The sequence below is a fragment of the Paenibacillus sp. B46(2026) genome, from assembly GCF_056786355.1.
Map to the genome: position 1 here is coordinate 4,680,388 of NZ_CM165907.1, position 14,250 is coordinate 4,694,637.

The 14,250-nt window shown below is 51.2% G+C and carries 6 protein-coding genes; all 6 read right to left on the minus strand.

The features are described from left to right. Window positions 1-152: 152 nt before the first annotated feature. Window positions 153-512 (minus strand): histidine triad nucleotide-binding protein, encoded by a 360-nt coding sequence (locus AC1S8V_RS21025; protein WP_482070592.1) that lies wholly within the window; start codon window positions 510-512, stop codon window positions 153-155. Between the two features lie 353 nt (window positions 513-865). Then, the gene (locus AC1S8V_RS21030; RefSeq protein ID WP_482070593.1) at window positions 866-1,210 is read right to left on the minus strand and encodes a hypothetical protein; all 345 of its coding nucleotides are present in this window, start codon (window positions 1,208-1,210) and stop codon (window positions 866-868) included. Between the two features lie 362 nt (window positions 1,211-1,572). Continuing rightward, complete coding sequence (locus AC1S8V_RS21035; protein WP_482070594.1) at window positions 1,573-4,992, minus strand: AAA family ATPase; 3,420 nt, start codon at window positions 4,990-4,992, stop codon at window positions 1,573-1,575. Further along, window positions 4,989-6,173 (minus strand): exonuclease SbcCD subunit D, encoded by a 1,185-nt coding sequence (locus tag AC1S8V_RS21040; RefSeq protein WP_482070595.1) that lies wholly within the window; start codon window positions 6,171-6,173, stop codon window positions 4,989-4,991. The genes AC1S8V_RS21035 and AC1S8V_RS21040 overlap by 4 nt, the downstream gene beginning before the upstream one ends. Window positions 6,174-6,232: 59 nt before the next feature. After that, a complete protein-coding gene (addA, locus tag AC1S8V_RS21045) occupies window positions 6,233-10,603 on the minus strand; it encodes a helicase-exonuclease AddAB subunit AddA (RefSeq protein WP_482070596.1) in 4,371 nt (1,456 codons plus the stop codon). Beyond that, window positions 10,600-14,103: a helicase-exonuclease AddAB subunit AddB gene (gene addB, locus AC1S8V_RS21050; RefSeq protein WP_482070597.1), complete on the minus strand. Its 3,504-nt coding sequence runs from the start codon at window positions 14,101-14,103 to the stop codon at window positions 10,600-10,602. The genes addA and addB overlap by 4 nt, the downstream gene beginning before the upstream one ends. Window positions 14,104-14,250 lie beyond the last annotated feature (147 nt).

Sequence of the window (14,250 nt, forward strand, 5' to 3'; positions counted from 1 at the left end):
ATAACACGGTTCATCATCTTACATTATAGGCGAAAGATAATAAAGGTGTCAACCTCAATGTAATGATCACTTATTTATAAGAGCGTTAGGTCACATATTCATAGATTTAATGCATATGTCTAAATCCTTGATATTAGCACACATTAGCTCGTTTATTTGTGAGAATCAGACAAACTTGTCAGTACACCAAGTCTGGTGCCGCCAAGCAAATGGTAATGCAGGTGGTGGACAGTTTGCTCTCCATCCTTACCACAGTTGTTGATTAGGCGATATCCTGTTTCGTCCACGCCAAGACGTTTGGCCGCTTCTTGAGCAGCAAGATGAATCTCACCGATCAAAGGCAGATCTTCTGCGGTAACTTGATTCATGGAAGCAATATGTTTCTTCGGAATGACGAGAACATGTGTAGGCGCAGCGGGCTGGATGTCATGAAAAACGATAACATGGTCATTCTCCAGTACTTTATTGGAGGGGATGCTGCCCTCTATAATTTTGCAAAATAAGCAATCCATAGTTCATACCCTCCTTTTGTTTTGAAAGTTATGTATTCCTGTACATCATACCCGATGTAAAAAGTGTAGTCCAATTTTCTTTACTACGGGTGAACATCTTTTTTGCTTACAAGTATCAGCATATTAAAGACTCTTCTTTCCGTACTAATCAAGTGAACTTATCGGTTAGGAATAATAATAGATATTGTTTCAAAGCAAAAAAACCTCTCTGCATCCCAATGAGTTCCATTCATGTGTGAGAAGATGAGAAAGGTTCTATGCTTGAGCCATCCCTTTAATAATAAGATTTTTTATTCAGGAAGCCCATATCACTCCATATAAGCAACTGATCAGGATTTATGCCAGTTCATGGTTCAATAATAAGGCAGCAACGTTAATGCAGTGAGTGCAAATAACGGGAGAACGAGCCGGTTAAAACGTCTACGGCCATAACCATAATAAGGATAAGGAGTAGGGTACCCGTATCCTGGATAGAATCCGCGGGTATGGCCTATAGGATAGTTTGCTCCTGGCATTGCATTTGGAGCCCAGTTCGCATGATGTACCACAGCTTCAGCCCCAACCGGAACGGCCAGATAAATCATTTCGTCATCCACGTTCTCCATAATGCCATCATAGTGCATGCCGTCATTCATCTGCACACATACATAACGGTGCATGTGTTCCTTGCATATTTTCTTCGCTTCCACCTTTTCCACTTGCCAACGCCTCCCTGAATCTGCTATTGATCACCTTTTCATGGTATTCAGATCTGGGCGAATTGACACAACGTAGCAAAAAACAAAAAAAGAAGCACCCCGTGAGCGGCTTCCTGGGAAGGCTACTGCGCGGACATCTATTCAGGAAACGTCCTAATCAGATGTCCGCCGGGGTACTTAAAATAAAGTTTGTCGGCTTAACTGTAGTATAACAGCGGGATGAACCTGTATCTGTGATGTAACTCACTCCGCTAAGTTATAAAAGCAAGAAAAAAAATATTTTTACAATAACATTCAATTCTTCAAAAATGAAAGTCGCTCTGACGACAGCCCTAGTCTTCAGATAGAGTACATCTTGCCCTCTACAGGGTCTCCAAGACCACCCGCGAGCCGTTTCCGGCCTCACCTGCCGGAATCACCACAAGCTTGCGCGGTAACCGTGCGCGCAGTTCAGGAACGTGACTGATTACACCAACAGCCAATCGGTCGTCATGCAATTTTTCCAGAGACGTAATGACGGTATCCAACAGCTCAGGGTCAAGTGTACCGAACCCTTCATCCAGGAAGAAGAATTGAAGTGGGTACTGACCTCGTAGCTGAATCTGGGCCGACAATGCCAAAGCGAGTGACAATGAGGTTAAAAACGTCTCGCCACCTGACAACGTTGATACCGGTCGTTTGACTCCCCCGTTGGCATCATCACAGATCACAAAACCACCACCGGAATCCACCTCCAGTGAATAGCGCTGTTTGGTCAGGAAGCGCAGACGCTGAGATGCCGCATGACTCACCTGCATCAGTTGTTCTTCGGCAATATACTCGACAAAAGCATTACCTCTGAACGCGGATTGCAGTTTGCTGAGCAGTTCGCCTTGACGGCTTACCTCCACCCGCTTGTTCTCCAGTTCGGTCCAGCGAACATGTCGCTGCTCCACATCCTCCAGATCACGTTCTGCGCGTGCTTTGGCACGAAGGGCAGCCTCATCTTCAATTCGGGCCTGCTGTAATCGTTCGGTGCAGGTTAACCACTGTTCCTCCGATACGACAGCACCACCCAGCTTTTGTTCCAGTTCACGCAATTGGGATGCCAGTTCACGCTCACGTTCACGGTGCTGCTGGATCTCCCCTGCCAGCCGTTCTGCTTCCTGGGATGGAATCGCCGCGGACACAACGGCATCATCCGAGTCGAACGGGGATTGTTCCAGCAATTGCTTCCACCGTTCCTGTGCCTGTTGCAGATGTTCTGCGGCCGAGGCGGCTGCCTGTTGAGCCATGACGTCTTTCTTGGCTGACTCCTGCTTCAGCGTGTCCGCTTCTTTGAAGCGTTGTGCCGAGTCCGAAGCTGTTTTCCGCAGTCCATCCAGACGAGCCTGAGCCGCAGTAATCAGATCTTCTACCCGTTGCTCCCCAACCCACTGGCGCAAGCGTTCTTCCTTCTCGGCCAGCTGTTTGCTATTGCCCTGCCACTCCGTTTGCCACTGAATCAGTTGTTTATCCAATTCCACCAGCTTCTGCTGGAGAGATTGGATGATTTGGTCTTTTTCCTCAAGGAACGTCACGCTTTTGTTCAGACGTTCCTTGATGTCTTCGGCGCGCGCATCGCGCTCCTGCATCGCCTGATAGAGGGCCTTGGCCTCCTCCTGAGCGATGCCCGGCAGTTCCGCGGCCCAGCGGCCCTGCAAGGCAGCCGCTGCGGCCTCGCTCTCGGCCAGCTTGCGCTCCGCCTGGGCGAGACCGGCACGGCCGGCCTCCTGCGCAGCTGCCGCTTCCATGCGGCGCTGCTGCGCGCCCACAGCCGCCTGCTGCAACGCGGCGGCTTCGGCCTGCAATGGCGCTGCTGCGCCAGCCAGCGCCTGCGCGGCTTCGCGCAGCGCAGCGGCACGCGATGCCCAGCCTGCCGGGGAGCGCCCATATTCGGGCGACCCGGCGGGCTCGGGCTCCGCTGCCGCAGGCGCGGCCTCGGCTGCGGCAGGAGCTTCGCCGGCCGCAGCGCCAAGCTGCGTCAGCAGGCTGCGACGTTCGTGCAGCTGCTGGCGCAGCCCAAAGCGCAGCTCCTGCAGCTCCGCGTGCAGGCTGCGCAGCAGTTCCAGGTCCGCATCGCCTGCGTGCGGACCTTCTCCCGGCGGCGCAGCCGGGAGCGGGTGATGCGGCGAGCCGCACACCGGGCATGGCTCGCCGCCCTTCAGCTCGGCGCGCAAAGCGGAGGACAACCGGTGCAGCTCCTGCTCACGCATCGTGCCACGCAGCTGTTCCTCCGCAAGGGCCAGCAGGCTCTGTTCACGGCTGATGTCCTGCTCACAGGCAAGCAAGGCCTCAAGACCTGCTGACGCCTGTTCTACCAGATGCTGACGCTGATCACTCAGGCGGCTTTCTTCCTCAGCCGCCGCCTTCAGCTTGTCAGCTCCCTGTTCTGCCGACTGCTTATAGGCTTGCATGTCAGCCTTGTTTTGCTGCAGCTGCTCTGCGGCAGTATCCACACGATGTTTCAGTTCAAGCGCAGCTTGAAGTTGCCTGCGTTCCTCTGACTTCACTTCATTTGGCTTGAGGCTCTCCTGTAGTTCCTCACGCCGTTTGCGCCCGCGCTGCTGCAGCTCCTTTTCTTTCTCAAGCTGCTGTCCCAACGCAGTCTGTTCGCCCTGCCCCTGTTCCAGAAACTGCGCAAGGCGCGAGCAATCGGCTTGAAGCCCGTCCCGTTCCCGTTGCAGCTCTTTCGCTTGTTCGAGTTGCTCCAGGCGCAGCAAAAGTTTCGGTTCTTCCTCAGCCATTTGCTTACGTGCCGTCTCGGCCTTCTCCGCTTCCTGAACAGCCAGACGCTCATGTTCCAATGCTTGCTGATGAGCTGTTTCGGCGGTATCCTGCCGCTGCTTCTGTGTAGCTGCGGCATCTCGAACCGTCTGCAACGCAGGCAGTATTGCATCTGCCGCTACGGATTGTTTCAGCCGTTGTTCGCCTGCCTCAATCTGTGGTTCCAGTGCTTTCAGCTTCTGCTGTTCATCCGTACGGGCCTGCCGTTCGTTACTTAACTCACGAATTTTGCCCAGCTGTTCGGCTTCCTTCGCCGCTTCATCCAGCGCTTTGCGGGACAATTCAGACTGCTGAACAGCGGTTTGAAGAAGACGTTTCGTTTCTTCCAGTGTCTCCTTGCTGGCATTGCCAAGCCCCTGTTGCTCCGCAGCAAGAGATTGATGAACCATATCATTATCCTTGACCCGCCGACTTAATTTGATGGCCAGCTGATCCCCATACTTCTCCAGATGGAATAATCGTTGCAGCATCTGGCGACGTTCACTGCCTTTGAGTGACAAAAACTCGGCGAACTTCCCTTGCGGAAGCACCACTGCCCGTGTAAAATCATCCATCTTCAAACCGATCACATCTTCGACGCAGCGATTAACATCTGCCAATTTGTCGGCAAGTACCTGTTCTTCGCCATTGACTGTCTCTATGAATTTGCTGATCGTGTTACTCACCGACACTTCATTATTTCGTTTGAAACGCCGCTCTACCCGAAATCTTCGAGTCCCCTCTGCCGACATCAGTTCGAATGTAAAAGCAACCGACAACGAATCCTCTGCATGATTCATAATGCCCTGGGTGCCGTTCACCGCACGTTCCACTTTTCCGTACATAGCGAGTGTAATGGCATCAAGCAAGGAAGATTTACCACTGCCTGTTGGACCGAATATACCGAATAGCCCCGTCTCCGTCAGCACGGTAAAATCAATTTCCTGCATCTCCCGATAACTTTGTAGTCCGGCAACTTTTAATAGAATCGGCTTCATCTTCCCTCGACCTCCTCACGCACACCTGGCTCATCTTCATCGACAAGTTCCAGGAAAAGCTGTACCAGGCTGTCTTCCGGTTGTGCGCCACCCGTCTGACGCTGATAGAATTTACGGAACAGTTCATGGACCGGCAGTTCGGATCGTTGCTCCAACAGTCCTGCTGCAGCCATCTCCGGATACACGGGGCGTATGTGAATGATACCCTCATGCGATTTTCGCAGCTGCTGAATCTCCTTCAAGGACATCGCCTCGTCCAACCACACTTCCATGTCGATAAAAGCCTGCGGATCACGTCCCTCGTCCAGCCAGCGGTATACTTCTGCCAGACCACCACGCGCCTGCCAACGAACAAGAGGACGCCCGGACGTTAACAAGACTTCCTCTACCTGTGCAACTCCACCCGGTGCCAGATCAACCATCGTGACAGATTTGCTCTGCCCTGCTTCCGAGAAGCTGTAGGCCAGCGGAGAACCGCTATATCGAATCACACCGTCACCTTTGACAGCCTGTGCACGATGAAGATGCCCGAGCGCCGTGTATTGCGCACCAGTCGATAAAGATGAAGGGTCTACCGTGTAGGCCCCACCGATCTGAATCGGACGTTCCGAATCACTCTCAAGTCCGCCGAGCACATAGATATGGCTCATGGCCAAGTTCACGGTATCCGGGCGAAAAGAAGCTGCCAGACGCTGCATTAACATGCCCACCCGGTGGCTATATGCCTGACGAAGCACATTTTCGTCCCCATCCGTTGTCAGCAATTCATTCAATCTTGCTTCAGAAGGATAAGGCAATGCGGCAATCTGTGCAGTCTCTCCGGTCCGCTTCGCATGGATGGTTACTGCTTCTGAAGTAGGCATACCTACGAGTGTAATGCCCTGCCTGTTCACAAGTGGAGTTACAGATGCTACACGCTCTGGCTGATCATGATTTCCTGCAATCACCACAAGAGGTCTTCCATGCGCTGTCAGACGTGCTGCCGCTTCGTAAAAAAGCTGCTCTGCCGCTGCGGGAGGATTCACCGAATCATACACATCCCCGGCCATCAATATGGCATCCGCCTGCTGCTCATCCGCCAGTCTGACGAGTTCATCAACGAAATCTTCCTGTTCACGCAGTCGGCTTCGTCCTTCCAGCGTTTTTCCCAAATGCCAGTCCCCTGTATGCAAAATACGCATCGTCCGTTCCACCCCTCTCCCATGTGAAATCCATGGTTTTGAATTCCGATCCAATTCTTTTACAATTCCACTGCATGTCCACCGTCAAAAAAGTACAGCCATTTCCGGTCAACTTTCCGTCCCAATATATCTTCAATGGCCCGTCCATACAGCTCCAGCTGGAAACCATAGTTTTCCGTAAGTTTTTCCAGTCCACCGCGATGGTCCAACACCCGATCCGTCTTGTAATCAAGCAATACAAGCTCGCCGTCCACCTCATACAGACAATCGATAATTCCCCGAACCAACACCGTTTCATTTTCAATCGTGGCCCGTATTTTGTTTTCTTCATCTACAGTCTGAATTTCTGAGTTCGTAGGCTGTTCGTGTAGCCATTCCACAGGGGACTGATGTGCCGGAAGTCCATACACAAACGGAATCTCCCGTTTTACCCACGCTGCACGCAACAGCTCTTTCCCTAGTTCTGTATCGAAAAATCCGACCAGTTCTTCGGGTTCGATAGCCTCCGCGTGGTGGGGCAGCAGAATCTGAAGCTCAACCAATCGCTGAGTGGTCTGCTCAATAAGCTGTGAATCAATGGCCGATCCATCTACAGGAAGATGTTGCATCAACGTATGATACACGGTTCCCCGCTCTGTCCCTGTCAGCTGCGTTACCTCCATGAATTTCGGACGACGCAGGTGCAGTTTGAAAGACGTACCCGCAGATCCTGCATCCGAAACGTTCACGGTACCGTTTGAATCTGACCCTGATCCAGTTTCATGCTCCTTAGATTCACTTGATGTGCCATGTAGTACATGGCCTGCTTCATCCTTGAAGTAATGGATTCCTTGGGTGTTGTGATCCAATAATATCTCGGACTGTTCTCCCAGTTCATCCATTACCTCTACGGACTGGATGTCCTGCATCGCAAGTAACGTTTTCAACTCGGTCACAGATGTGCTGGCTGCCACTTGAGTTGCTGCTTCATAGGGATAAGTCCACGAAAGCCGTTGATCAACCTCGCGAATCAGCCCTGCTGCATCTTGTGCACTCTCCGTCAGTTCTTTTACAGTTAAGGATGGAATCAGCTCCACAGGCTGAACCGCTTTGAGCGCAGCAATTCGTTCTTTCCGCACCTCAGTCATCCCGTCTTCTTCTCCGAGTGTCTGATCCACCACATGGTCACGGGATACCTGATCGGCAGAAATAATAGAAATCGCCCATCGTGATTGTTCATCTGCAAGACAGGCTGAGAACGAATCATGGCTTCCTGCAAGTTCACGCAATACAGCCGCATCTGGATGTCTCATCAGGGATGGCCCAATCCAGTCCAGGTAGCTCCGTCCGGCAGCAAGCAGATAGTCTGGCAATGCCAGTTCTGGGCTGTCCTTGACCTGAGACCACGCCAGCGCTTTTTTCGCGGTATCTTTTACGGTACCCACAAGAATCATTTTCTCTTTGGGACGGGTCAACGCAACATACAACACACGCATCTCTTCAGCAAGCAGTTCAAATTGCGCACGACGACGAATCGCCAGATTGGCTAATGTAGGATAGGCAACCCGATTCTCACGATCCACAAACCTCGGGCCAAATCCCAGTTCCTTATGCATTAGAAACGGTGCGTTCAAGTCCTGCTGATTAAACATCTTGGATATGCCACCGACAAAGACAATTGGAAACTCCAAACCTTTACTCCGGTGAATCGTCATGATACGTACAGCATTGTCCTGCTCACCAGAACTACCTGTTACAGTCCCGAGGTCACCCCCGTTTTCCCGCAGTCTGGAAACATAAGTCAGGAAACGGAACAAACCGCGATTCGCAGTTGATTCCTCATATTGTCGTGCGCGATCGTACAATGCCTTAAGATTACTTTGACGTTGCAGTCCTCCTGGAAGACCACCAACCCAGTCCAAATACCCGGTCTCCCGATACATACGCCAGATCAGTTCACTTAAACTGCCTTGTCTTGCCTCAAGTCTCCACTGCTCCAATTGACGCATAAAACGAATTAACTTTTGCTGCAACTCCGAACCTGAAGTCTCCGTTGTGTCCAGATCCTCGCTTGCATGTCCAGCAACACCAGCATCTTGCATTCCATCTGTATGCACTGTATGCACATCGAATTCATAGACATCATCCAGGATCTCTGCCTCGACTGAAGCGGCTGTCTCCCGCTGTCCCTGTTCCATCTCTGACCAGGCTTCCGGCCACTGCAACTGGACGATATTGGAATCAGGATCGTTATCCTGCCAGGATTGTTGTACGGCATTCGTGGAGGAATCGCCCCATTCTCCAGCAGCCGATATAACCGCATCATAGAATGACTGTCTTTTGTCACCGAGCCGAATCTGTGCCAGTTCTTCTTCGTCCAGTCCGACAATCGGGGAACGAAGCACGGAAGCGAGCGGAATATCCTGCCTTGGATTATCAACAAGCTGAAGCAGAGACATCATGATTTCCACTTCCGTAGCCTGGAAGTAGCCCTTGCTCTGTTCTCCTCCAGCAGGAATCCCCTGCTGTCTGAACTCCTCAATCATGAGCGGAGCCCACATCAAGGTCGAACGCAACAAGATGACCATGTCGCCGTAACGTGCCGGGCGCATTGTTTGCAGGGCTTTGTCATATACATGGAGGGCAGGTTTGTCCGTATCCCCAACCATCTCACGAATACGCCTTGCGATCGCCCGCGCTTCCAACTGGGCCGTTTCAAGTTCGGCACTCTCCAGTTCTGCGGAAACAGATGAATCCGCGTTCTCATCCGTACTCTCTGTCAGATCAGGACCACCGCCCTGACGATCGATCAGCATGAGTTCAGGGGTATACACCTCATCGCCAAGCGTCTCTAACGGAAACGTAGCCCCATATGCCAGTTGAGCTCGTTCATCGTAAGCAATCTCTGCCACACCTTCGTTCATGAGTTGCCGGAATATCATGTTGACCGAATGCACGACTTCTGCACGACTGCGGAAATTCCGTGCAAGATCAATACGTTGACCTGTACGATTCAGGCGATCTGCAACACTTCCATCCTCACGGATGCTCGCTCCATACTGGCGATACTTATTCATAAATAGACCCGGCTCGGCCAACCGGAAACGGTAGATACTCTGTTTGACATCACCTACCATGAATCGGTTACCCGGGTTTTCTCTGGAGATCAGTTTCACGATATCTTCCTGAACCGTATTGGTATCCTGATATTCATCAAGTAACACTTCATCGAATCGCGAACGATACTCCATAGCTGCATCGGAAGGCATCGACAGATCTGGCGTTGAATCCTCATGTCGCAAAATATGAAGGCAGTAATGCTCCAGATCACTGAAGTCCACTTGCCCACGTTCCTGTTTGGCCTGTCGATAACGTTCTCCAAATGTACTAACCAGCCTCGACAACTCCTGCATGAGTGGTGCCGCCTGCTCCAGTTCCTGCCAGAACGAAAACGCAGTTCTTCCAAACAATGAGCCTTTCAGGTCGGAAACTGCCTTTTTCGCAGCCTCACGGAGTTCTTTTACCTGATCCTGTAAAGCCGGGTCCGTCTGATCCTTTTTGCAGGGTTTCAGTTTGCTAAATGCAGCGGGTTGAAACACTTCAGGTAATCTCTCCCATGGCATAACCTGGGCCGCAGACAATAGCTCTTCCACCATGACCAGGTCTTCTTTTAACGTATCTGCATAAGGTGCCGGACCTTCAGGCTGCATGGAAATATGGATGCCTTGACGGAGCAGTCCTGCTGCACCACTTAAGGCAAGAGCCGCATCACGCAAAATGCTCTGAACCCAAGCTGAATGTCCAAGTGCCTCCACGCTTTCCACCTGAAAAGCGGATGCCATCTCTGAGAGCCAATGATCCGGCCAGGAATGACTGCGGGAGAAATCATACAATCGTTGCACAAGTCGATGCATCGCATCATCGTTTCGCTCTCCACTGAACCAGTCCACCAATTCGCGGAATGTACTCCCTTCATCTTCTTCGCCATACTTTTCCTCAAACAGTTCTTCGAGCAGTTCCTGTCGCATGATTTCCGCTTCATTTTCATTCAGGATACGGAAAGCCGGGTTGAGCGGAATTTGCTGATAGTACCGGCGAATGACTTCCATACAGAATGAATGCAGCGTTGTAATAGATGCCCGCCCAAGCAGAGACAGCTGCTTACGCAAATGTTCTTCTCCAGGCTGTTCTTCAAGTGCACGTTCCAGTGCTTCCCGAATCCGTTGTTTCATCTCGGCGGCGGCCGCTTTGGTAAACGTAGCTACAAGCAAACGATCCACACTGAATCCTTGGGAGGGATCTGCGATCTTGCGAATAATTCGTTCAACCAATACGGCTGTTTTGCCTGATCCCGCCGCAGCGGCAACCAGAATGTCTTCTCCACTTTCCGAGATGGCACTCCACTGGTCATCACTCCAGAAGCTTCCTTCCGGTTTTGGCATATTCGTCATGATGTTTCCCCTCCCTTGGTGTGAGATAACATATCCCAGATTTGCTGTTTGCCCGGTTTGGACAACAGGTTATATTCATTTCCTTCTATATTCTCATCAAACTGACAAACAGGCTTATACGGACAGAACGTGCACGCCACTTCCTGCTGGATACGATAAGGCTCAATGGCCACATCCCCATCCGTAATTCGGGTACCAATCTCGCGGATATTACTGCGAACCGAAGCAAGCAGCGTATCCCATTGCTCTGGCGTAGCTACAGCAGCACTGCTATAAAAGCTGCCATCCGCCTTAAGGGCAACCGGAATAATGGCTGAATACCCCTTATCCAGGGTGTTGTCCATTTGCGCAATTGCGTCCCGGTCCGCCAGCAGCAAACCTTTCATTTTGAACCGTTTCAGCAGTTCTTGCCCAGCCTGCTCCGATGTCATGCCGTTTGCGGATTGCAACAGCGGATTATGCACATGGAAATACAGCGTTCCGCCCGGCATCGCCGTTTCCCCAAGCCATTCCTCGGCAGCACTAAGCAGTACCTCCAGATAGGTGAGCATCTGTAATGACAGACCATAGTACACTTCATGTAACTTGAGGTCCGTCTGGCTAGATTTATAGTCAATGACACGCAAGAGCAGACCATTCTCTCCTTCTGCCACATCCACACGGTCAATACGACCCACGATCTCCATCACACAGCCGTTCTCCAGTTCAAAACGCAGTGGCGGCAGCGTTTTATCCGGTCCAAAATCAAGCTCCAGCCCAATTGGTTCAAAACTTCCACGTCTGGACTGTTCACCGAGAATAATGGATGCCCGGCTAACAATGTCCTTTAATTTGCGGAAAATATAACCGTATCGCTTGGTGCTTAGCAAAATCTCTCCTTGCAGTTGCGGTGCAATCTGCTCCACGGTTTGCTCCGCTTCCTTGCGGCATTGGTCTGGAGTCAAGCTGCCCCAACTACGATTTTCTTCACGCAACCGCATAGCCAGCTGGCTTAGTGCAGCATGAAACAGTTGTCCGATATCGGGAGCCTGAAGACGGTACAATTGCCGTTCTTTGAGGCGCAGCCCATGCGAAGCAAAATGGGAGAACGGACAAGCTACGAACCGCTCCATTCGCGAGACACTCGTCCTTACCTCTGTGCCATACAATCTGCGACTGGTGGCTGTACGTAGTGGCAATGCCCGATTACGATAAAAGATCGATCCCATCAACCGCTCCAGCTGAGGTCTGCTTGTCTCCCGAGATACATGCCAATTGTAGACCGCCCACCACATTTCAGGGATTTCTTCTCCGCGGCGCCATTTGCGCAATTGTCCAATGAGCGTAGACAGACTCTGACCTGGATGGGTGACATAGGACCAATGCGCTTCTTCAGAGTTCGCAACCGGTGGTTGAGCGAGCAATGGCTGTTCTTGTAGACCAAACATTTTCCGTACATGGCGGACAATCTCGGAAGGAAGCAGTGTTTTTCCCTCATCATCAGCAACCGGATAACTCAGCCACAACTGGCTGCTTGCCGCTGTAAGTGCCGTATAGATTAGAAAACGTTCATCTAACATTTGCCTAGTTGCACCTGGTCCAAGCGCCACGCCTCTCTCTGTCAGCAACGCTCTTTCCAGTTCCGTTAATACGCCATCATCCTGAGGTACGGCGGGCAATTCACCATCCACTGCGCCAAGGATAAATACGTATTTGATGTCCTGAAGACGTGTACGGTCCATGGAACCCACCAAAACCTGATCAAGTGCTGGTGGTACGAGACCCAACTTCAGTTCCGTCAATCCGGTCTCGATCATCCCGGCAAACAGAGTGATATCCAGCCGTTCATTCCCCATCATATCGACCATCTGATCCAATAAATCCAGCACAGCTCCCCACATCTGCCGATGTTCTCTCGACCGTTCGGGGTCACCTTGAGCCTTAGCTTCAGCAGACATATGTTCCAACTTCCATGGGATCTCGGCATCTTCCAGCAGTCTGTATAATGCCTCGCATTGGTCTTTGGCTGTCTTTGCCTTTTTCATTCGTTTCTCAAAAGCACCCATGGAATCTGTAATGACCGTTCGGCAGCTCTCCATTAAAGAAAGCACTTGGTCGCGTCCTCGACTACGGCCATCTTGACCGTTATCTTCCAACGACAGGCTTGGTACATACTTCCACGGTTTGCCGTCAGTCCAGCGATATCCATGAATACCACATGCCAGTACATAATTCTCAAGCTGGTCCATATCTTCACGAGTGATGGAACCATCACGCGGAAGCAGCAGATCCGTTTTGACACAGCGAAATACATCCTCGTAACGCCAGTGGCGCCGAACAATATCCATTGCGGAACGGATAAACTCAGATAATGGATGATGAAGTTCATTCCTTCTGCGGTCCAGAAAGACGGGTACGTCATAATCCCTGAATAGAGGTTCAGCTATATCAGCGTAGGTATCCAACTGACGAACAAGTACCGCCATATCCCGATAACGCGCACCTTCGTTTTGTGCCAGACGCCGCATCTCACGAAGTGCTCCCTCCATCTCAGCTCGTCGGTTCTCCGCTGCAACCAGTCGGATTCTGGAATCAAGGCCATCACTTTTCCAACGAATTCGGCGGTCGAAACCAGCCTCCAGATGAGCAAGTCCCGGACGATCCTTGTATCTCGGTAGAATCTCCGAATCTAGCACGGTTATATCGCTCGGTACACCCAGTTCTTCAGCCATTCCTTTGAGACGCGCGTAGGCACTCGCCGTGGGATAGAACAGTTCCATTTCTCCAGGCAGAGCCCCGTGATCATAAGGGCGATCCAATGTCAGTGCAATCGTCACGGAAGAGGACTGCAACATCAGCCGACCAATCACACTCATCTCCTGTGGTGTGAATCCCTGAAAACCATCAATCCAGATCTGGGCATCCTGCAGCAATGCACTTTCCGACAAACGATCTGTCAGCTCGGTCAACGTGTCTTCATCATCAATATATAAATTGGTCAGTTCCTGTTCATAGTCACGATATATCAGATTCAAGTCATGCAACTTGTCCTCCAGAATTGGCGAAGTGGATGAGGTATTCCCTACAGACAGCCCTTCTTCCAGCAATGATGGATCAACTTCATAACGTTTAAATTCACTATATAAGTCATTTAATTCGCCTATAAAACCCAACTGGCTGCCGGATGCACCAAACAGCTTCAATTCTTCCTTACGGCGCTGGATTACTTTGTAGAGGAGCATTTTTTTGCCTTCGGCTCCGATCGGAATACGGGCAGAACCGCCTGCTTCCTGCATGACACGATAGGCTAAACGGCGAAAGCCGAGCACTTCTGCACGCATGGTACCTTTAATTGCTCCAGAAGACACCAATGCCTGCTCTGTTCGAAAAGAACTCTGTTCGGGAACAAGTAAAATCAAAGGTTTACCTTGCGGCTCCTTTTGAAGCAGGGATGTAATTTCCCGGGTAATCAGCGAGCTTTTGCCACTGCCTGCCCGGCCAATAACAAAACGAACGGACATGTCTAATCCTCCAAACCACACGTACAAGATTTTAATTCCCAGTATAACATATCTGACTTGGTTCGGAACATACGTTTGCCACTATCCGGTAAAACCGGAGATCATCTCCGTTAACACGGCAAAAAGCCCGCAGCTGCTCAAACTGTG

Bases quoted from the DNA above. Each gene is read 5' to 3' on its own strand.
- AC1S8V_RS21025 (WP_482070592.1), bottom strand. From the start codon at position 512: ATGGATTGCTTATTTTGCAAAATTATAGAGGGCAGCATCCCCTCCAAT.
- AC1S8V_RS21035 (WP_482070594.1), bottom strand. From the start codon at position 4,992: ATGAAGCCGATTCTATTAAAAGTTGCCGGACTACAAAGTTATCGGGAG.
- AC1S8V_RS21040 (WP_482070595.1), bottom strand. From the start codon at position 6,173: ATGCGTATTTTGCATACAGGGGACTGGCATTTGGGAAAAACGCTGGAA.
- addA (WP_482070596.1), bottom strand. From the start codon at position 10,603: ATGACGAATATGCCAAAACCGGAAGGAAGCTTCTGGAGTGATGACCAG.
- addB (WP_482070597.1), bottom strand. From the start codon at position 14,103: ATGTCCGTTCGTTTTGTTATTGGCCGGGCAGGCAGTGGCAAAAGCTCG.